16 protein-coding genes are annotated in these 19,924 nt (G+C 55.4%); 7 read left to right on the plus strand and 9 right to left on the minus strand.

Features of this window, described 5'->3' with window-relative positions:
- Nucleotides 1-602 precede the first annotated feature (602 nt).
- The 4 genes from ACVWY1_RS25455 to ACVWY1_RS25470 are packed head-to-tail and all read right to left on the minus strand — an operon-like array spanning nt 603 to nt 5,569.
- A complete protein-coding gene (locus tag ACVWY1_RS25455) occupies nt 603-1,163 on the minus strand; it encodes a hypothetical protein (RefSeq protein ID WP_457378913.1) in 561 nt (186 codons plus the stop codon).
- Nucleotides 1,160-1,669 (minus strand): hypothetical protein, encoded by a 510-nt coding sequence (locus tag ACVWY1_RS25460; RefSeq protein WP_254287211.1) that lies wholly within the window; start codon nt 1,667-1,669, stop codon nt 1,160-1,162. The genes ACVWY1_RS25455 and ACVWY1_RS25460 overlap by 4 nt, the downstream gene beginning before the upstream one ends.
- Before the next feature lie 42 nt (nt 1,670-1,711).
- A complete protein-coding gene (locus ACVWY1_RS25465) occupies nt 1,712-3,304 on the minus strand; it encodes a DUF2357 domain-containing protein (protein ID WP_254287210.1) in 1,593 nt (530 codons plus the stop codon).
- 3 nt (nt 3,305-3,307) lie between these two features.
- A complete protein-coding gene (locus tag ACVWY1_RS25470) occupies nt 3,308-5,569 on the minus strand; it encodes an McrB family protein (protein WP_457378914.1) in 2,262 nt (753 codons plus the stop codon).
- A 1,381-nt stretch (nt 5,570-6,950) separates the two neighbouring features.
- Here ACVWY1_RS25470 and ACVWY1_RS25475 point away from each other — a divergent pair.
- Nucleotides 6,951-7,847: an EcsC family protein gene (locus ACVWY1_RS25475; RefSeq protein ID WP_196182923.1), complete on the plus strand. Its 897-nt coding sequence runs from the start codon at nt 6,951-6,953 to the stop codon at nt 7,845-7,847.
- Nucleotides 7,848-7,994: 147 nt separating this feature from the next.
- Here the strand turns inward: ACVWY1_RS25475 and ACVWY1_RS25480 are convergent, their stop codons facing one another.
- Nucleotides 7,995-8,480 (minus strand): hypothetical protein, encoded by a 486-nt coding sequence (locus ACVWY1_RS25480; RefSeq protein WP_196182922.1) that lies wholly within the window; start codon nt 8,478-8,480, stop codon nt 7,995-7,997.
- A 403-nt stretch (nt 8,481-8,883) separates the two neighbouring features.
- On the opposite strand from ACVWY1_RS25480, the gene ACVWY1_RS25485 reads away from it, so the two are divergent.
- The 4 genes from ACVWY1_RS25485 to ACVWY1_RS25500 are packed head-to-tail and all read left to right on the plus strand — an operon-like array spanning nt 8,884 to nt 13,760.
- Nucleotides 8,884-9,750: a GTPase gene (locus ACVWY1_RS25485; protein ID WP_457378915.1), complete on the plus strand. Its 867-nt coding sequence runs from the start codon at nt 8,884-8,886 to the stop codon at nt 9,748-9,750.
- Nucleotides 9,751-9,765: 15 nt separating this feature from the next.
- Nucleotides 9,766-10,359: a hypothetical protein gene (locus tag ACVWY1_RS25490; protein WP_457378916.1), complete on the plus strand. Its 594-nt coding sequence runs from the start codon at nt 9,766-9,768 to the stop codon at nt 10,357-10,359.
- A gap of 6 nt (nt 10,360-10,365) precedes the next feature.
- Nucleotides 10,366-12,129, plus strand: a complete 1,764-nt coding sequence (locus ACVWY1_RS25495) for a dynamin family protein (RefSeq protein ID WP_457378917.1) — start codon at nt 10,366-10,368, stop codon at nt 12,127-12,129.
- A 14-nt stretch (nt 12,130-12,143) separates the two neighbouring features.
- Nucleotides 12,144-13,760 carry a GTPase gene (locus ACVWY1_RS25500; RefSeq protein ID WP_457378918.1) on the plus strand — a complete coding sequence of 539 codons (1,617 nt, stop codon included), beginning with the start codon at nt 12,144-12,146 and terminating at the stop codon, nt 13,758-13,760.
- Nucleotides 13,761-14,412: 652 nt separating this feature from the next.
- On the opposite strand, the gene ACVWY1_RS25505 is transcribed toward ACVWY1_RS25500, so the two are convergent.
- Both ACVWY1_RS25505 and ACVWY1_RS25510 read right to left on the minus strand, forming a co-directional pair.
- Nucleotides 14,413-15,465, minus strand: coding sequence for an ADP-ribosylglycohydrolase family protein (locus ACVWY1_RS25505; protein WP_457378919.1), 1,053 nt, complete (start codon nt 15,463-15,465; stop codon nt 14,413-14,415).
- An 8-nt stretch (nt 15,466-15,473) separates the two neighbouring features.
- Entirely contained in the window at nt 15,474-15,734 is a 261-nt protein-coding gene (locus ACVWY1_RS25510) for a hypothetical protein (protein WP_254286876.1), read from the minus strand.
- Between the two features lie 119 nt (nt 15,735-15,853).
- Here ACVWY1_RS25510 and ACVWY1_RS25515 point away from each other — a divergent pair, with 119 nt between their 5' ends.
- Both ACVWY1_RS25515 and ACVWY1_RS25520 read left to right on the plus strand, forming a co-directional pair.
- A complete protein-coding gene (locus ACVWY1_RS25515) occupies nt 15,854-16,726 on the plus strand; it encodes a helix-turn-helix transcriptional regulator (protein WP_254286877.1) in 873 nt (290 codons plus the stop codon).
- Between the two features lie 55 nt (nt 16,727-16,781).
- Nucleotides 16,782-17,984 (plus strand): hypothetical protein, encoded by a 1,203-nt coding sequence (locus ACVWY1_RS25520; protein WP_457378920.1) that lies wholly within the window; start codon nt 16,782-16,784, stop codon nt 17,982-17,984.
- Between the two features lie 525 nt (nt 17,985-18,509).
- Here ACVWY1_RS25520 and ACVWY1_RS25525 read toward each other — a convergent pair.
- Both ACVWY1_RS25525 and ACVWY1_RS25530 read right to left on the minus strand, forming a co-directional pair.
- Nucleotides 18,510-19,259 (minus strand): class I SAM-dependent methyltransferase, encoded by a 750-nt coding sequence (locus ACVWY1_RS25525; protein WP_457378921.1) that lies wholly within the window; start codon nt 19,257-19,259, stop codon nt 18,510-18,512.
- A gap of 113 nt (nt 19,260-19,372) precedes the next feature.
- Nucleotides 19,373-19,645: a hypothetical protein gene (locus ACVWY1_RS25530; protein WP_457378922.1), complete on the minus strand. Its 273-nt coding sequence runs from the start codon at nt 19,643-19,645 to the stop codon at nt 19,373-19,375.
- Between the last annotated feature and the right edge of the window lie 279 nt (nt 19,646-19,924).

Genomic DNA, 19,924 nt, shown 5'->3' on the forward strand with positions numbered 1-19,924 from the left:
GTGATCAAGCGGATGGCTTACGGCTACCGGGACAGCGAATTCTTTTTCATGAAGATCAAGTATGACTTTCCCGGCAATCCGTGAAGAACCAAAAATCAGCCAGAACACCATATTTGATCAGCACACTCAGTTGCGCTTCTCTAACCTTCTTCTCCAACCCCACGCTCGCGCTCCTTTGCGTCAGCCCTACTTGCTAGCAGATTGGGCAAAGCATGCCTGCAGCACGAGCAAAGTGCCAGTATTGGGATGATAAATTCGCCGTGTACTTGTGCCGTAAGTACCGCACTGAGGCCGCAAATTACATTCACATTGGTGGTTAGAGGATGGTGTCCACCTAAATTATGTGAAAACCACGCCTTTCAGCGCAATGGTCGGAAGGAAGAGTCGATAGACTGATAGCCTTAAGTAGCAAGAGGCTCGACAAATCACCACTTCACCCGGCGACGCTCACCTCAATCGCACCATAGCGTCTGCAAGCCACTCGATCAGCGCTATTGGACTCACGCTCAATGTTAAGCAGCGCCGTCTCCGGAGCTCGTAATTCATTACGCGCCCTCAGTGCATTCAGCACGCGGCTAGTACAGCGCAGCGCGTCCTGATAGCTACCTCTGCAAAAGCCCATTAACAAGCCGATAGCCATCAGGTACCGTGATTCTCCCGACTTCGACTGCTTCAATCAGTCCAAAGGCCCTATCCACGCTTATGACATCTTTCTCGATCACTTCTCGGAGTGATGAAATAAATGCGGACTTATCCTCTTGCGATACTCCGGCGGCACGCTCCTTAGCTTCCATTTCAATCAATCGCTCCCGAAATTGCACTAGCAATTCACGCTTGCGCCCCTCGGACATCGCACCGTTACGAATCCAGCGTGAGACCCCATAGGCCAAGGCACCACCGGCTGCCGCAGCACCCAGTGACCAACCTAGAGGCGTCGCTACGACAGCAGTGACGCCTACCCAGCTGGCGGCAGTTGTGAGGACTGGGATGCTGGTCACACCGGCGATACCCGCCACCGTGCCAGCGGCAGCGGCGCCGAGCCCTAGACCGAGTGTGCTGATGCCCACTTCGCCCAGAATACGCACACGGTCTTGGGGCGCCCGCTCGAGCTCAGCGATAACCTTGAGCAGCTGTTTTTTGCTGACCTTCGATTGCCGAGTCACGAAGTTTTCACCGATGTCAGTTCAGTCATCACGGCCTGGAGAGTCTCGATGAACACTTCAAAGTAAACCTGAGCGATCTCGATCAAGTTCTGCGGGACCTCCAGCAACCTCACAGCACCACCTGCCTCGTACTTATCCTGCTGATAACCGGTGACCACGAACGTCAGGCCAAGCAGAGTACCTAAGGGTGCCAGTAACGAACCGAGCAACGGTAGTGCAGACACCAGCGAAGCAATAGCAGCACCCAAAAGGCTGCCAATAACCAAACCCTTATGAGCTGTTATGAAGTCGCGCAGTTTCATGACGATTAATTTGCCGATGGAAACCACCTTATCACCAATACGCTTAGTCACATTGACCAGATCTTTGATTCGTATGGCAATTTCCGGCGGCAACCCGCACTCCCTCAGCCAGATATAGAGATCGCTGCTGGTCATGGAGTCACTCTCGGCCTGCATAAGTGCCAACTCTAGCTCGGCTTCAGCTTTAGAAACAATTGATTTCATCGTACTTCCTTTATCAGTTTTGCAACAGCTTCAGTCCTAAAGTTAAAGAGTAGCTGCGATAGGAGGCTCTGATGATGCTGGATCCGGGCAGCCCCTTACAAAGGGTTTTAGCACCGCCTGCAATCCGTAATGTTCAACGCTAAGCACTGCGACGCCAACACCATTGGCCTTCTGATAGGCCGCCGTCTCCAACAGAGGGGCACCTCCAGCACGAGGCACTAGCAATATAGATAAATCTGGTTTTTGATCCTTCCAGCGTAGGCAATCCCGATACAAATGCGCAGACTCCATGCCATCCAATACCCATTCGCGATCAACCCGGTACTTGGCATCCATTACGATGAACAAGCTTTCCGCTGGACTTTCCACGGTTACGACAATGTCGGGCTTGCGCTCACCGGAAATGCTTGAAAAACCGTTGTTAGCTGGCCGGTCGAACGCTGGGCAACGTAGCTGTAGCAATACCTCGACCTGCGTGTCGATATCTCGTCCCGTAAATCGTATGTGATCCAGGCTTGCACCGGGCCAAGAAGCTCGCCATTGCAGATTGGGATAGATCGACTTCATCAACGTCACAACCTGGAGGTAGCACCAACGCTCGTAAATTTCCCATGTCGGGCTTATCCACAAGCGCTCTCCCTCACTACTGCCGTCGATGCCCGGGCGCAGCACATACCAACCATGACGATAAGCTCGAGCGTAAGCAGGGTGAGCGGAAATCGCATTGAGTCCGGCAGCTGAAATTCGAGGCTGACGCAGGGAGCGGAACGGTTCCCTACGTTGAATTTTTCGTAAGTCACTGTGCAAGCCTTCGAGGAACTCAATTCGCCGACCAAGCCGAGGCGCTAACGCGGACCGGGCTCCAGTGTCCCTCTCCCCATCAACGATCTTTTGCAAGGCGGTAATGACGTGACGACTGCGTCGTAGAACTTCCCCCAGGACAACACCCAGCGCTTGATTGGCCGGGTTATCCAGGTCCTCGAATACCGTTGGCACATCAAACTGCAGCACATCACCATTGTCACTGGCTCGCTCGAGGTTGTAGAGCAACGCAGTCGCTGCAGGGTCTTGCATAGCACGACGCACAGTCTTTTGATCAATACGACGTAATTGGTGCGCAGGCCGTAATGTGCGGTCTCGGTGTAACCTTGTCAGCGGTTTGCGCAAGACCTCGGCGAGGGCCGACAACAACGTCGGACCATAACGCTTCAGCCGGGCATACTGGAGATGCGGGTTACTGGCTCGACCTTCACGACCGACCTCCAACTGGGCGTATTCGCTACCCAGTAGTAACCGCGTATCGAAAGCAAGAAGTTCGTCGAGCATTGCGGCAAACGAAACCTCGCCGAGCTTGTTTTGGTCTGGCGCTACATCGAAGTGATAGGTCGCGGTGACCCTGCCACTGGCATCGACCAACTCAGCTACGACTTTGCCCGCGTAGAAACCTGGCTCCCATCGCCACGCATCGAATGCTTGATGGCGTAAGATCTTCAACGGCTCATCATCAACAAAAAAACGCGCCTCTGGGATAATCTCGAAATAATAGGTACCACGCTCCATAAACCCAGAAGCCAGCGTTTCAGGGGCGACCTCGAACGAGCAGCCTTGATTGTCGATGCATCGGATAATCGACATTTCTCAGCGCCAGAACCGAGCGGAACCGAGAGAACGTAAGTCATCCTGCAATTCGGCAATTTTGGTTGCCGAATCCTCCAGCTTCATATCCCGCAGCAGAGTTCGGCTGTCTGCGAAAGCCGCCTGTACCCGAGGCGTGTCTTCGCCACGCAGTTTAGGAAGGACTTTAGCGTAGACGGCTTGGTCCAGCGCTTCGTCGAAGTCAATCACACCGCCGCGCTCAGCCTGCTCAACGTAGCCAATGACATCGTGAATGGTGCGCCAGCCAAAATGTAGGCGTGCAGGGCGCAACGCTTTGACTAGCCCCCTGAGCGTGTCACGCACCTTGGTGATTTGTACCTCAGACAACACACTTGTCTCCCATCCGGGGAAAGCGTCGACATCGATGTCCCAAAACTCAATGACCGCCGCCCGATCAAGAACCTTGTCGCTCAGGCCATGCGTTGTCTCATCCATATTCACAGTGCCAATGATCACCAGATTGCTCGGGTATGTGATGGTCGCTGGCACACCATTGATATCGTTTTCCTGGGCATGGAGCTCGATGTGGCCACCCGTTTCCATCGCGGAAAGCAGTGGCGCCAAATACTGCTCCGGATGGGACAGGTTCATTTCGTCCAGCACGACGGTATAGGGTCGCTCAGAGTCAGCATTGGCTTTGAGCAGGAAATCGATAAAAGCCGTGCGCACATAGCTTTCGCTATCCAGCGGATTAACGTAACCCAGCAAGCAGGAAGGGTCATGCCAGCCTGGCTGGACCGGGACGGTGAGCAATCCCTCCGAAGGGTTGGTTTGCCCTTCGTGCAGCGCAAGCGCATATCCTCTCGCCAATACTGTTTTACCGGCACCGCTAAGCCCCGTGAGCACAGCGAAGTGACGACGTGGATGGCTCCAAAGTCCGGCGTCCAAGCGTGCAACCAGTCCAATAGGGAAAGAGATATTTTCGGGAAAACTGTGCTGGATGGTTTTCAACGAGGGCCGCTCGAATGGCGTCGTCCCACTAGCGGATGGCATTACACTGGCTGAAACAGCCCCAGCCTCCGGCGGGAGCGATTCAGGTTCCCAGTAAATTTGCGCTGCCCAAGTTTTGCCGAGCTCGGTCAGGTGCAACAGCTTATCCGCTCTGGTTTCGACCAATTGCAGGGAACGTAGCCAAAACGTCAGGCTGGTCAGCGCTCGATCACTCGTCCACCCTGAATTAACCTTCCTCAAAGTTTCATTCATCGTACTGACAGCGATCGGGCCGCTGCGCAATGCATAGAGCATATGATCGAACCCAAGCACGCGCGTGAGCAACCAGTCCGATACCTCATCAGGCTCGCCTGTTTCCAACAACCCTTCACCTCGCGGAGTCAGGTTGATCTCATCGCCATGGGCGCGCAGTACACCCCATTCAGCAATCAGCGAATTGAGTTGGGTTCGGATGGTCGACGTGGCGTGACTTGGGTTGATTGAGCGCATGTGCTCAAGCAAGTCCTCTCGTTTGCACCCCTCTTTGGCAAACTCGATGATGGTTCTTACTGTCGCAACCCCACCTCCGATGGCCAGCATGCCGCGGCGGCGACGTTCAGCGGGCAAAGGGTTCAGGCGCTCCTCGCCTGTACTCGGATCAGCGATTTCTGTCGCTTCGGCTTCTTGCTCCTGTATGTATTTCATGTAGAGCAGCCAAGGCAGGGTCATGCGCTCCAGAGCCGGCGTGCTCAGCCCCTCGACTCGCTCACCCAATACTTCCTCCAGGCGCAAAAGCACAAGCTGATGCAGAGAAAGATCACGCTCTCCTCCCACACCTAACAATGACGCCAGTGTTCGCAATTTCGGGTAGTGGGCAATCGTGGTCAGTTCCGTAGGGAACAGCGCAGCGAATAGACGATATTTTTTTAGCCGAGGATTACGCTGGACAAGAGGTGGGGCGACTAGCTGATTTAAATCGTGCCAGCTTTTCTTGAGAGCCTGGCCACGTAGAGGAGCGTCGACAGTTTCAAGCGAAGTGCGGACACCCCAAAGGAGTTTGGCAACATCGGGATTGATGATTACTTCGGACACATTGACAGTCCCCATACCCGTCGTAGTGATCACCTCACTCTCCCAGAGCTGCTCCTGAAACGCGGGGCTACAAAACTCGGCCTGACTGGTGTCTTGCACCATCCGAAGAAACTTCGACAGGTTAGTCAGCCAGTTTTGATACCAAGGCAATTCACGATGGTGAACCAACACCGCTTCGCAGGCTGCCTTGAGAGTTGCGTCATCCTTCAGATCTACCGCCAAAATCCTTGCTCCTATAATTTTGTTCGAGCGACCGTGCCCATTGTCATTTTCTGCTAAGAGCAGGCGTACCGAGTTGAAGCACTACGCCGGCTCAAGGAGCATCGCCCTACATCAACCATCAGACCGCCTGGGTCTAGCTTGCTGGCCTGAAGCCCAGCATGGCAGTGAGAGCTGGCAAGCCGGCGGCATACAACGCAACGAACGTCTCTACTTCCGAATGTGCCAGGAACCCACCACGCTTCACGCCAGCCGCCTGCGGACAATATCGAATGGCCATACCCTAAGCAAAATGACAGACCCCGTCCATGTTGTCTGTTCATACAGGTAAACAATTGGAGCAGGTTTGAGTGCCTTGGCCAGACGGTTTCTAGCGCCTGCGGCAATTAGCCCACTGAACTGTAAAATTTTAATACGCACATCATGCATAGCTTGGCACTTGGAACAGCAGCGTCAACCAAGATCAACTGCGCGACTGCGCCAACCTGATCCGCAAGCTGGTTCCGGCCATCATTCTGCTGATGCTAGATAACCTGGACACATTGCGGGGTGATGCATGCTATCCAGTAGTCGTTTAGCTCAGTGACCGCGATTGGATCAGGGGCGCCCTAGAGTAGGAAACCGAACTAGATATCGGCAGGCAAGGAATTCTTGTCATGGTATCGATATTCCAGCTTATAATACGAAATGGAATCCCCACGACTAATCAACATGTTACTGACTTAATTCAGATTACCCTGCTCGTGATCCACCATGTCCTCGGCCATCTCACCTACAAAGCACCCTCTCTGCGTCCAGATTCCATCGGCAGAAAACGGCCAGTCCCACAGGGGCAGTTCTCGATATAGCCCCCCCCTCAAGGGACCAGCAAGCGGCCCCAATCTCCCAGGTTGATCTCGTTAACACCCTGTGCACCTGCACAGCATCCGATGCTCGACAACCACAAGGCAATTAGCCGTCATTCGCCGCTGTCGTTTATTTCGTAGCAAGCCGCGAAAGCACGTATCCAAGCTTGCCCTGCCTCGGACGCTCCCTTGAACCTGATGAATGCAATGCCGCAATTGTCCCTCTCCACATCAGTGCCGGGTGAATGAGGCCGGAGCGGCGGTGTACTTCCGCCACGGGGATCCCGATGGAGCTTGCGACAACGCCAGCTTGACGATGGCACTGGTAGCCAACGGCATGGTTGCTCGCCATGAAGCGAGTTACATGGGCTGCATGAAGGCCGTCAACCACTGGCCCGGCCATTCGCCAGCGGCTGCTCGGCACCGCTTCCTGCGCACAACTGTGTTCACCTCGTTAAATCGACAACAAAAACCAAGTTGTTCAATGCACAATGTCATTTTGAGATCATCGACGATTGATTCATCACCAAGGACCTCGCATGCAAACGCTGAGCAAATACGAGAAGCACGCACTCAAGGAGATTCACAGCTGGAAAGAGCCTGACATTGGCTGGTTCGGCCAAGCTCTGAAGGTGATCAACCAGCCACTGGACAAAGCAGGCGACCTCCTGTTCAAGGCACCTGGCATCGGCCCTGCGATTCAGGGCGCTATCGAGGGTTTGACCAGCGTATGCCATGACGCGGCCCAGTGGAGCGTGAGACCAGAAGCAATTTTCGAAGAGTTTCGTGGCGATGGGCACAGCACGGTCAAGGCCCATAAAGACATCCACGATCTGGATCTGGAACAAATCGATAAGGTAGTTGGCTTCCTCGGAGCCAAATACAAAGGCATCGCTCTGGTAGAGGGCGCTGGAGCAGGTGCCGTGGGTATTGCTGGGCTGGCAGTCGACATCCCAGCGTTGATTACACTCAACCTACGGGCAATCGGCGAATATGCTGCCTACTACGGTTTTGATACCTCACGTCAGGAAGAACGACTGTTTGCCTTCAACGTGCTTGGCCTTGCCTCCTCTCCCACCGACAGCTCCAAGGCGCTCGCCATGGCTCAGCTGATCAAGATTTCTCAGGACGTTGCAAAGAAAGCAACATGGCAGGAATTGGAAAAAAGCGTTTTTGTCAAGATCATCCAGGAAATTGCCAAAGCCTTAGGTATTCGCCTTACAAAAGCCAAGCTCGCACAAACAATTCCCGCCGTGGGTGCAGCTGTAGGCGGCGGTTTCAACGCCTACTTCACCATGAAAGTCTGCGACGCGGCCTTCTATCTCTACCGGGAGCGCTTTCTGGCGCACAAGTATGGCGCCGATGTGATTGAGGTAACCGTAAAACCCGCCAAGGACTATGACCCACACTACGCAGAAGCCTCACAAGCAGTGTGAGACGCGGCCACTGAACAGCTGCGGGCTGCGCAGTACAGGCCTGGGATTTTCCAAGATCCCAAGCCTGTACTTTTTGCCTGCCCTGAACAGGAAACTTTCAGTCACTCGCCAGCGTGGTGCTTGCCTGTTTAACCTTCCATCACCTGCTCAAGTGCGTAGGGACCGTTGCGTTTTGGATTTTCCTTTTAGCCAGTAATACCCACCCAACATCAGCATAAAACCAACCCACTTGTACGGCATCAACTTTACCATGAGCCCTGCTGTGGTCCAGTGCTCCCAGGAGCGGCCCCCGCCGCCCAGAAACAATGCAACTGTCAGCAACTGGGTAAACACAACGTAAGCACCACCAAATTTCAGCAAGAAAATCCAGACACGCTTGCGTTTAGCGATGTACTCCGCCTCACTGCCGGCGCTTGACCGTATCCCACCCAGCACTGCCCCGATGACCAAAAGAGCGACGGTCCCAGAAACGAGTGAAAGTGCAGTGGACACCTCCTCCAACTCCCCATTACCAGCATACAGGCAGATGTAATAAACCACGGAGGCCAAATAGAGGGCGAACCCAATCTTGAAAGGACGGGACATCATCGCAAAGCCGATCAATGCGATGACAATACCAATAACAAACACCATTATCCTCAGCTCCTGTCCATTGGCTGCATAACCAGGCCAACTCTGCTTGGCAGGCAGAAATGCCCGGCTCAGTATTCCTCCCAACGTTTGCGCAACGCACGCCCATCTGGCCTGCAAGAATTCCAGACATCGTTTTGAGCGCGCAAAGCAGCGCGAGCTACTCCACGCGGAAGCCGCATGATGGGTGCATCATAATGCCACCATTCGATGATAGGACTCTACAATCCCCTCGAGCCAGGCTTCAGGTTGACGCTAAGGGATTCAGCAAATCGCCCGATAACACTTCAAAGGGGTCAGCCGACGCGCCATAATTTGTGGCCATATGACATCATTCGCTTTGCCCTGATTTTTGTAGCGCAAAGATGCGCTGCTTGGACAGTGATGCGACAGGAGACGCAGACTGATGGATCGAACACAACACATCATGGCGCTGGAGTCGGAATACCAACTATTCGCCAGCCAGCGCAGCGACGCCGCCCCAACCAAGCCTCGCATTGCCGCCTGGGGCCTTGTGAAAGCGGGCAAAAGCTCTCTGCTCAACATGCTGAGCGGGCATGCCTGCGATGAGCATTTCCAAACAGGTGACATCCGCACTACCCGGACCAATCAAGCACTGGAGCTCAATAACTATGTGCTTGTCGATACCCCGGGCCTGGGTATCGATGCAGACGATACGCAGCAGGCAAACGAAGGTCTTGATAAAGCTGATGTCGTACTTTTTGTTCACGCCCCGCCAGGCGAGCTGGATGCGGAAGAAGTGGCCCTGCTCGACCAGCTGCGCAATGCATACGGTGAGGATGTCGGAGAGCGCGTAGTGCTGGTAATCAGCCAACTGGACAAGCTTCAGGACGCGGACCTGGCCCAGGTAAAAGAAACGATCGAACGTCAGGCCCTGATCCATCTAGGCACCATGCCCGAATGCTTTGCCATCTCCAGCACTCGCTTCAAAAGTGGTGTCGAGAAGAACAAGGAAGGGTTGTGCACCAAAAGCGGAATTCCGCAATTGGAGCAGCACCTGCAGGCACTTTCGAAAAAGCTCGCTCACTCGCTTGAGTCAGCCTGGCAAAAGCGGCTAGCGCGTCGAGCACTCGACCTTTGCGAACGCATCGACCTTGCAATAGCACAGGAAGTGAAGCTGATCGAGCAGATAACTCAGCCCTATGTGGTGAAAGCCAAAACGTTCGTTGAGCTCATCGACGGCGCTCGGCGGACGTTCAAAACCCATACGTCCGACATGCAGAAAGCGCGCAAAAAACTCGACAGCATTTAAGTAAGGAGACTTGCAATGCCTCTACCCTGGTTGATCGGCGTTGCGGCAGTCGCTGCCGTAACCGCCATTGCCAAAGCTGTTTCTGACGACAGCCCTTCCTCTTCGAGCAGCACGACGACCTACGACGACAGCGAGCGGCTCCAACAGGAGCAGGAAGCCAAGCGCCAACGCGAGCGCGAGAACCTGAAGGCTCGAGTGCAGTCGCTTGCGGGAGAGCGGCGTGAACAGCTCAAAGCCGAGCTCAGGGGGGCTGCCTCAGCGCTGACCTCCTCGTCCGACAAACACAACACTGTATCCGAAGGCTTGAGCAAAATGGCCAGATTGACGCTCGAAGGCGTGACGGGGGATCAGCTCGAACAACACATACGCAGTACCGCGTCTTCAACGTCGAATTATGGAAAGACCGTCAAAGCCATTCTTCAGGCGTCCCCAGCGATCGAAGGTGGGCACATTATCCACTTCATGCAAGGCCTGAACCTGCTTGAAACCGTGACTGCACCTGCCGACGCGACTGCCTGCGATCATGCCGCACTCGCCCAGGCGCAAGTCGCGCAGGAACGCATCGACCGGCTACAGCAACTCAAACGTCAACTTCTTCCCCAGGCGTAGTCTTCCATGAGCACTGTTAATCGCGATGAGTTGATGCAGGTCTTTCAGCAATTGCAGGGGCAATTTTCCAGCAAGAAACAGGACTTTGCGCAGACTCAGCAGCGCTTCGATACGCTGCGCACGGGCTTTGTGGCGCAGATGCGTCATAACACAGAACGCATGGCTGCCACAGTCAGCGAGCGAAACCCGCTTGGAAAGGGCGCAGCCCAGCTGGCCCAGCGCTTGACGGATCAATTCACCGTCTGGGAAAAACGCGCACAGGTACGCGCGAAGGGCGCTGAGTTTCGCGAAACTTTCAACGACTCGTTGCTGGTGTTCGTCTACGGTAAGGTCAAGTCGGGCAAGAGCTCGCTGGGTAACTATGTGGCCTGGGGGCATAGCGCCCCCTCTGCTGAACTGAAAAATCAGACCGCCCTGAAACCCGTTTACTTCTCCCATGACCGTACCAATGTCGCCAGCGGCGATGAGGAAGGCGAAGCTTGCCGCACGGAGCAGTTCAGAGTCGGCGCCACCGAAGCCACCAGCTCGATCCAGGGCTTCAAGTTGCCGGGGTTCACCTGGGTGGATTCCCCCGGGCTGCATTCGACAAATTCCGCGAATGGTGACCTTGCGCGCAAGTATGTCGATCAAGCGGACTTGATCCTCTATACCATGAGTTCGCAGGCCCCGGCCCGAAGCTCCGACATGAGCGAAGTCAGCGCCCTGTTGAGCGGCCAACGCTCGCTGATGGTTCTGCTGACCGGCAGCGATATCACCGAAGAAGATGAAGATGACGATGGGCAACTCATCACCGAAGTGCTGATGAAGTCCAAGGAAACTCAGCAGCGCCAGATCAAGGAAGTCTCTGGCAACCTGGCGGCGATGCAGCATGATGCTGTGGAGAAAATCAGCATACTGCCACTCTCTACCCGCTTTGCTGAAAAGCACCCTTCGCACTTGCAGGAAAGTGGCTTGGGGACGCTGTTCCAGACACTCAAGACCCTGTCTCAAGGCCAGGGCCTGCAGCTGAAACTGAACACGCCGCTTAACAATCTGCGCAAAGCCGTGGGGGAAACCAACGAAGACCTGGGTCTTATCAAAGAGCTGACCGAGTCTTTTGAGCAACAAATTCAAGTTCAGGACCAGGCGGTTGACCGAGTACTGCGTACGCTGGGCCAGAAAGGCACCACTGAGATGCGCAGCTTCGTCAATCAACTGTTCAACGGCCCTCGTCCGGCCAACGTCCAGGCCCAGCTTCAAGAACAGCTGGGCAAGGTTGTCGGCCAGCTGACCAGCGAGGCCATGCAAACCATTGGTGAAACTCAGCAGAATGCTCTGAAGCGTGCCTTCGACACGAGCCGTCTTGGTGCCATTCCGGATTACCGAGAAGTCACGGTCGAAAAGGAATACATGAGTGGTACACGAAGCAGCACCAAAACGGCCTGGGGTACGGCTGGGGCTGTGGTCGGTGGCATCGCCGGCTTCTTCGTCGGCGGCCCGGCAGGCGCGGCAGCCGGGGCGTCGCTGGGCAGTGCTGCCAGCATGATCGGGCGAAGCGCAGAAGCCATTTTCGCAAAACACAATGTGGTCGTCGGCGACAATCTGGAAGAACAGCGCCAGATCGCTATCGAACAATACGCGAATGCGCTACCCGCCTACCTCAACGAACAGGTGCAGGGCATTTATCAGCCACTGCGAAACTCGATGCTTGAATACTGTCAGGTTTTGACTATCGAAATGCAGCGCCTGCGCCAGGCATTTAGTACCCTTGAAACGAGCACTTTGCAATGACAAGACCAGGTCCAATGACGCAGTTGCTGGGTCTCTATGACGAAGTAGATGCCCTGTGTGAAACCTACAACCCGAACGCGATCGCCAGTATTCGTGAGTTAAGCAGGGCAAAAAAAACCCAGCCCGGCGCAACCATAATGGTTTATGGCGTTTACAACGCGGGTAAAAGCACATTGATCAATGCCCTGCTCGGCCAGGAACTGGCCGCGGTGGCTGATGTACCCGAAACCGCTCGCGTACAAGGCTATCGCTGGGGCGATTTCGAAGTGCTCGATACTCCCGGTATCGACGCTCCACTCGAGCACGAGGAAATCACTCGTGAACAGCTGATCCAGTCGGATGTCGTAATTTTCGTGGTCAACCCGCTGGGCGTCGTCGAGGAAGAGAAGACTCTCGATGTGCTGCTGGAGTTGGTGCTCGCAGGGAAGATGATCTTCCTGGTGCTCAACTGCAAGAACCGTTTCGACCCGATCGACCTGGAGCGTGTCAAAGATGAACTGCGCCAGCGTATCCAGCTAAAAGCTGGCACTCAGCGAGTGCTGGATCATATTCCGATCGTCGAGGTCAATGCCCGCACTGCGCTCAAGGCAAAACTGGAGAACAAGCAGAACCTGCTGAACAGCTCCGGCTTCCCGAAATTCGAGAGCGCGCTGGCCAAATTCTTCGGATCGGTCGAACAAAAGGCTATCGTTGCACGGGTCGCCACTGAACTGAGCAGTTTCATCCAGGAAACTGTGGACGTATTGGATGAACAGCAGGATCAGGCCTCGATCAAGCGTCTGGATACCTTCTACGCAGAAATCGCTCGTCGCGAAATCGATATCCACCGTGGTTTGAAATCGCTGATAGAAGCCAAGGCCGCTTTTATCAGCAAGAGCACAGTGAATGCACTGCACCTGAACAGCGAGGGCGCTCAAGGCAAGATCGAGCAGCTCATTGGTCAAGCCAATCACGAGGTCTGCACAGAGCTTGAAGCCGAGCTCTCCCGCCTGGGCCTGGACGCATCCGAAATGCTCGACGAAGTCATTCGGGAGGTCCGCGTGCAACCTCAGTCCTACGCTGGCCAAGCGACGCCGAACCTTGAAGCCCAAGCAGCTCATGCAGACCAGCTTCCTGCATCGCTTGGTATCGATATGTCCCTGCTCGAGTCGGGTGTACGCCAAGCGGGCAGCATGCTGAAAGCCGAACACGTAATCAGCGTTATGAAAGTTGGCAAAGAGTGGTTGCCTACCCTGTTCAAAGGTATTGGCCCTGCCACGATGGGTAAAGTTGCTGAACAGATTGTCGGTAAGGTCATCCCGGTCATCGGCGTTGCCTTCCAGGTTGGCAGCACGCTGTATTCGGCTTTTGCGGGCGACCCTGAGCAGCAGCGATTGAATGAGCAAGCCCAGCGAGAAGCCCAGGAGCGCGAGCGTCGCGACCAGGCCATTCAGGCTTTTGGCGAAGAGACGGCTTGGGAGTTCTCGCAATCCTTGAACGGCATGGTCGAGATGCACCTGAAAGCCAGCTTCGCAGAGATCAAGGAAAAACTGCAAAGCCTGCGAGGCAGTCTCAACCAGAATCAGCGCCGCCTCAGCGAAGATCGCGAGCGTCTGGTTCAATGCCTCGCTGCCATGGATGAGTATGCCTGACACCCATCAGGCTTTCGCCTGCAGCCGGTGCATGGAATGTTGCCGGCGCGTTCACTTGCTCCCGCAAACCGCCGCGATGGATCGCGGCGATGGGGTATGCCGGCATCTGGATGAATTGAATAAAGGGTGCCGCATCTATGACGAACGTCCGGACATTTGCCGTGTAGATCTGCAGTACGCAAACCACTATCAGCAAGAAATGACGTGGGAAGTGTTCGTCAGAATAAATGAGGCAGGATGTAAACAGTTGCAGATGCTCGCTAGCAGCGAAACAACCGGAACATTGCCTGCTGCATAAGGAAAGCTGCCACCAATCCAGGCCTGCCAATTGGCAAGCCATTAACGCCAGGGTACAAAACCCTGGCCTTTACTCTACTCGATCACACGGGCGATATAGCCCCCCAATCAAAATCGCCGCTGCGCCAACAACTCCGCCAACGCCCCCTCGAACCACCCCGCGGCGCGCATCTTCAGCGCTTTACCCCCGCACTTCGGGCACTGATCAATCCACTCCCCCGGTACCATGGCATCACTACGCGGCGCCACTGTTTTCGTCCAACCACAACCTTCACATTCAAAAGTGAAGGGCCTGGGTTTGATCGGCATTTTAAAGCTCCTAGGTCCCTGCCCAAACTCATTATCAGCAATACGCTCAACTACCGGGATAGGCGTATTCAATATGCTGGTCAAACTCCCCACCAACCCCGCAATACTCCCGCGGAACGCGCTCGACATCTTCAGCGACCTGCGCAATCACCTGACGCAGTTCCAGGCGCTCAAGCCACCGGTCAGGAATAGCGGCAACACCATACTGCGCTCCCAGCAAGTGCCCGACAACCAGCCCTGTACTGCTGCTGTCACCACTGTGATTAACCGCCGCAATCACCCCGTCTTCAAATGACCGCGCAGTCAACGCACACCACAGCCCAATCGCCAGCACCTGTTCAGCGCCCCAACCACCGGCAAAATCGTCTATCCGTTGAGGGCTAGGTGTGTACCCCTCGTAAAAGAAGAACATCACTCGCTCGACGAGGCTGCGCGTTTCCTCGATACCAGGTACTTGCCCATACCTGGCCAAACTCTGCGTCACAGCGTGCTCCAAGCTATCTTGTCGACCGACAACACACTGCAGAATGTCTGCGAACAGCCCAGCCGCCAGGTAACCTGTCGGGTGCCCGTGCGTCAGGCGCCCGGACTGCGAGGCGTAGTCAAATGCATGGGCGAAGAATGCACAGGGTGCAACACGTACCAAGGCACCGCAGCCCTTGCTGTTGTTTTCGGCAACCATACCCAACCGTCCACTGACCTTGAGCGCACTCATGCAGGTTATGTCTGGCGCACGACGCGACCAGAGCGCCATTTCCCGGATCAGCCAACCATCTGTGGCGACCGGTATCACCGAGGGGTAATCCTGGGTTGTCAGCCAACGCAGCAGCGCATGATGAATAATGCTGGGCACATGACATGCCTGCCGCGAACTCCCTAGCACATAAGCCCGCAGCAAGCCTTCTGCGGTAAATAGCATCATCTGGGTAGCGTCGCTGATCGCACCGGTGATGCCAAACGCCGGGGCAAAATCAATGGAGCCCTGCAGCCCGAACCTGGCCTCGATCACAGGCCACTCAAGCAACTCCACGGGAGAGCCCAGCGCATCTCCGACGGCTCCCCCCAGCAGGCAGCCGCTGATCCGTTCAATTCTGTTCATATCGTCCCTTAACACCCTTCACCAGAAGCCAGGTCCTGCAGAATCACCAGCTTGCGCTGCAGCTGCGCAACATGCTCCCGCTCTGCGCGCAACGCTGACCGCAGCTCGCGGTTTTCCATTTCCCAAATCTGTAGCCAGCGGAGGTCTCTCTGGCAGTGCTCGACCTTTTTCCCAAGTTCGCCGAGCTTCAAAGCCTGCTGAATCAGCACCAGCAGGATGATCCCCATCGCCACCAAGGCCCCTGTCGCAACCACTTCCGACATAGTCATGCTCATATCCTTTGCTGCCCCCGATGTATTCCGAAGACAAATCGAAGATATGTAATGAAAATCTACACGTCTAGAATGTAGACTTATACAGGTAAAGTAATCGCGCACATGGAGAGGGTATGAAACGCAAGCAATCCATTGAGCAGGTACGCTGGGACCTGGCACTTCGCTATCGTCTGATCGAGACCGTTGCCTGGTGGGAAGGCCGGCTGACCACGGGCCACCTGATGCAGAGCTTTGGCATCAGCCGCCAGCAAGCGTCTAAAGACATCAACACTTACATCAGCGAGCATGCGTCAAGAAACTTGACATATGACAAGCGGATCAAAGGCTACGTACCTACGTCGCACTTCAAACCACGCTTCATCGACCTCAGCGCCAGCGCCTACCTCGATATGCTTGCCCAGAACAATGAACGAGCCCCGCATATCGAAGGGCTGAAGCTGGCCTATGCGCATACATTGATGTTGCAAGTTCCCGATCGCAGCATTCAGCCTGAGGTGCTTCGGCCCCTTTTGCGGGCTTGCCGGGAAGGGTTGCGACTAGAGGTGGAATACGTTTCGCTGGCCAACCCCGAACCTGAGATTCGCTTGATCGAACCGCACACTCTGATTCATACCGGCATGCGCTGGCACGTTCGAGCCTACTGCGAGAAAAACAGCGCTTACCGCGACTTCGTGCTCAGCCGCATTCGCGGCAAGCCAGACCTGCTGGATGGCAATGGCAACGGCATCGAAGGCGATACAGTATGGAACACTGAGGTATCGGTGATCCTGGAGCCTGACCCGCGGCTCGATGCCGCGCAGAAGGCGATCATAGAGGGTGACTACGGCATGCTGAATGGCCGGCTGGAGATCCCGAGCCGGCAAGCGCTGGTCAAGTATGTGCTGCAACGCTATCAAATCGACCCCAAGAACCTGGACCCTAAGCCAGAAGCGCAGCAGGTCGTGATCGCCAACTTGAACGCGCTGAAACCTTGGCTCTACGACTGATTCAACGCGCTCGTTGCATCCCATAACCACGAAAACTAGGAAGAAACACACACTCATGACAGCCGTATCTCCGCCCACAACCATCCCGCAAAGCCCATCCCCCGCTTCACCGCCCGACTCCTCCGCCTCCAGCAGCCCCCGGCAAGCACTATTCAAACTCCTCGCCGATATCAAATGGTGGCTGCCGGTAGTTTCAACGCTTATCTCAATCTCACTCCTCACCAAGTACCTCTGGGTAATCCATCACCCCGAGTTGATCCTGAGTTCGTTAGGTAACCCTTCAAACCTCGTCGCCTGGTTATTCTTCAGCCTGCTGATACTCGCGTCGCTGCTGCTCATCGTATCGGTGCCGTCTTTGGTCTTCACGTTGAGCATGTCTGTATGCACCGTCGACAGAGAGCTGGAAAAGAGGCTCGCCTTACGCTTTGGCCTCATCGTAGGCGGGGGCTACCTACTGCTATCGCTCAACCTGCTGGGGTCCCTCTTTGATCACACCATGGCCCCAGGCTACTTCTTCCCTATCGTCGTAGTCGCTGCAGCTTGTGCCGTGATAGTTCTGCTTCGCCGCGATGCGCCCCTGCACAACAAAGTACTGGAGCTGCCGCCTGGCCCCCGCAAACCCTCGCATCGCAAACTCTATTACACAGCCCTCGTTGGCTGGCTAGGTACGCTGCTAGCGTTTACTTCGGTGAGTGGAGTCATGCCCGCCCAGCTAGCCATCATGACGTGGCGAGGCGGAGAGAGCGACGAAGAGGCATTCGGGGCTATCGCTCTCTGCTTATTGATAATGTGCCTCTACCTAGCGCCAGTCCTCGTCTTTTATTTGACAAACGGGAATGCGATGCAGCGCACCGGCCGAGCCGCACTGGTGCTACTCGGGTGCATCTTCGTCAATTCCATGCTGTTGCCGGCACTCTTGGACCTGTGGGTCTATTCCGCCGCCAATCTGATCAAAATCAGGGACAATACCGAGCTGAGCTATGTGTTGAACGAAAAGGATTATCCGAAGGAGGTATTCAGTAGCGACCCGTGGCAATTGGAGAGCTACGAGGGGCCGAATGGTTTGTACAGCGTCAGGGCGTTTCGTCAGTTCCGCTTCGGCGATACGTTGTTGATCTGTCCCGCTAGCTACCGAAATATCGCTTTGAAAGAAATCGGCAGCTACGCACATCGCTGTATTGCGTTGTCCGAGGCCAAGGTGCATGTAGCCGCTCCTGTATTAAGCAAGGATGCCGCGACGGTAGCCAAGCCGAATTGATCCTGCCCCCATGCCTACCCACGTTCCGGTGTTGATCGAATACCGGAACGCAAGATATAAATCTGTCCCCTTTCATCGCTAACCTTGCAGATCGGCCCGTCGTCGTCACGCTTCCACGATGCCGTGACGCTGATGTTCTACCAGCCACTGAAGGTCGCCGGCAAAACCCTCGGCTGCCTCTGCGCCCCCATTGACAGGATGACCGGACGGTATTTATCCAAGATGTGCTGAAGGCCTGTATGTCTTCAGCTAGCTGTCCGATTGGTGCCAAGGGCGCATGGATTACTGTGTTGGATATTTTCCGGTGCCAATCTGTTAGCTGCCGCACAAAAAAGTGCTCAAAAAGCACCTTCCATCGGAATCCAGATCACGCTGCGTTCCAACTGGTATTCCAAGCAAGTTGACTCAGAAAATATTAACTAGAAAAAACAAATAGATACCGACTTGTTTCAAATTACCCCGGCCCACCGATCCCCAAACAACGCGCGCTAGGGCTTCTTCTTTGTACCCACCGTTTATCTCAGCTCAACGCCTCGCTTCGATGAGATGACGGGTGGAATGCGCTATGAAGGGCTCCCCCTGGCGCATCTGGTTATCCAGGGCCAGAAGCTCAGCGCGGTACTGGTGCACAGAGAAGTCTGGCACCCACCATACGCATTTGCGAAGAATCCATACGACTGCGCCTACATCATGGAACAGCATGCGGCAACGGGCTGTCCGTAGGTCAGTCACCGTCAGCCCGGCTGCCTGCGCTACTGCTACCTCATCCCGCGGCTCGCGCATTTGCCGCTCACGTGGCAACGGCCCCAGAAAATGCTCGATCAGCTCGAAAGCCGAGGCTGGGCCTACGTGCTGGGCGAAGTAATGTCCACCAGGTCGGAGGACGCGATGGATCTCGTGCCAGTCGGGATTCACCGGGTGGCGTGAGGTGACCAGCTCGAACGAGGCGTCGGCGAATGGGAGCGCTGTGCCGGGGGCTACCTCGATGACTTCAACGCCGCGTGGCCCCAGGCGCTCGTGGGCCTTGCGAGCGTTGGGTGGCCAGGCTTCCGTGGCGCACATGAGGGGCGCAAAGCGCGCAACCTCACCCAGAACCTCCCCGCCGCCGGTATCGAGATCCAGGGCTGAGCGTACACCCGCCAGGCGCTGCGCAAGGAGCTGGGCATAGCACCAAGGCGGGCGCTGCTCAGAGGCGCGACCTGCCAGCCAATCGAAACCCCAGCCAGTCACATCTGCCGCACAGGCCTCGGCCACCAGGTCGTCAAAGGGTTTCATTCACACGTCCAGATTAACGTTTGCATGCGGGCCAGCATAAATCCTGAAGCGGCCTTTCGTGGCGGCAGGCTGCGTGATGGGCCGCGTGAAAATGATGCCATACCGCACCCAAATCATACCCGCCCGATTATTTCCTTCGCCAACCAAGCCACTCCCTGATCCATTGATATGAAACACCCTTCAAACGAACCACTCGTCAGCACCAGCTTATGCCCTTGGTACTCCGTCATAACCAACGTGGAATACGGCCCTTCCTCACGCCCCATCTCGCGAACATTCAACGCGGTCAACACATGCTCAACAAACGCATCAAAGTCCTCTTCTTCATACTCACTGAAGAAAACAAAATGACTGTGCCCGTTATCCGACTCTGAAAACTTAGCCATATCAAAGACCTAACCCTTTGGTGACAGTCGCGCGAGATGCCTGTGACTTCTCGATGATCTTAAGCCACAAGGCTAGACATGTCATTTTGCCATTATTGTGTTGGCAATCGTATGAGAGCTGGGAAACTGAGGCGAAGAAAATTGCGGGCTTGCGGTGAGAGCGGGCGCAGGCTTTCCAAAAGCCCAAAGACAAAACCCCTACCTGCTCGCGCAGATAGGGGTTTTGCGAAATGAATCTTGACGATGACCTACTCTCACATGGGGAAACCCCACACTACC

This window comes from Pseudomonas sp. TE6288 (genome assembly GCF_054062095.1).

What these genes read in the sequence shown, in the direction of transcription:
- ACVWY1_RS25520 (WP_457378920.1), top strand. Translation starts at nt 16,782, where the DNA reads ATGACAGCCGTATCTCCGCCCACAACCATCCCGCAAAGCCCATCCCCC.
- ACVWY1_RS25515 (WP_254286877.1), top strand. Translation starts at nt 15,854, where the DNA reads ATGAAACGCAAGCAATCCATTGAGCAGGTACGCTGGGACCTGGCACTT.
- ACVWY1_RS25500 (WP_457378918.1), top strand. Translation starts at nt 12,144, where the DNA reads ATGACGCAGTTGCTGGGTCTCTATGACGAAGTAGATGCCCTGTGTGAA.
- ACVWY1_RS25460 (WP_254287211.1), bottom strand. Translation starts at nt 1,669, where the DNA reads ATGAAATCAATTGTTTCTAAAGCTGAAGCCGAGCTAGAGTTGGCACTT.
- ACVWY1_RS25510 (WP_254286876.1), bottom strand. Translation starts at nt 15,734, where the DNA reads ATGACTATGTCGGAAGTGGTTGCGACAGGGGCCTTGGTGGCGATGGGG.
- ACVWY1_RS25465 (WP_254287210.1), bottom strand. Translation starts at nt 3,304, where the DNA reads ATGTCGATTATCCGATGCATCGACAATCAAGGCTGCTCGTTCGAGGTC.
- ACVWY1_RS25495 (WP_457378917.1), top strand. Translation starts at nt 10,366, where the DNA reads ATGAGCACTGTTAATCGCGATGAGTTGATGCAGGTCTTTCAGCAATTG.
- ACVWY1_RS25525 (WP_457378921.1), bottom strand. Translation starts at nt 19,259, where the DNA reads ATGAAACCCTTTGACGACCTGGTGGCCGAGGCCTGTGCGGCAGATGTG.
- ACVWY1_RS25505 (WP_457378919.1), bottom strand. Translation starts at nt 15,465, where the DNA reads ATGAACAGAATTGAACGGATCAGCGGCTGCCTGCTGGGGGGAGCCGTC.
- ACVWY1_RS25530 (WP_457378922.1), bottom strand. Translation starts at nt 19,645, where the DNA reads ATGGCTAAGTTTTCAGAGTCGGATAACGGGCACAGTCATTTTGTTTTC.
- ACVWY1_RS25475 (WP_196182923.1), top strand. Translation starts at nt 6,951, where the DNA reads ATGCAAACGCTGAGCAAATACGAGAAGCACGCACTCAAGGAGATTCAC.
- ACVWY1_RS25490 (WP_457378916.1), top strand. Translation starts at nt 9,766, where the DNA reads ATGCCTCTACCCTGGTTGATCGGCGTTGCGGCAGTCGCTGCCGTAACC.
- ACVWY1_RS25480 (WP_196182922.1), bottom strand. Translation starts at nt 8,480, where the DNA reads ATGGTGTTTGTTATTGGTATTGTCATCGCATTGATCGGCTTTGCGATG.
- ACVWY1_RS25485 (WP_457378915.1), top strand. Translation starts at nt 8,884, where the DNA reads ATGGATCGAACACAACACATCATGGCGCTGGAGTCGGAATACCAACTA.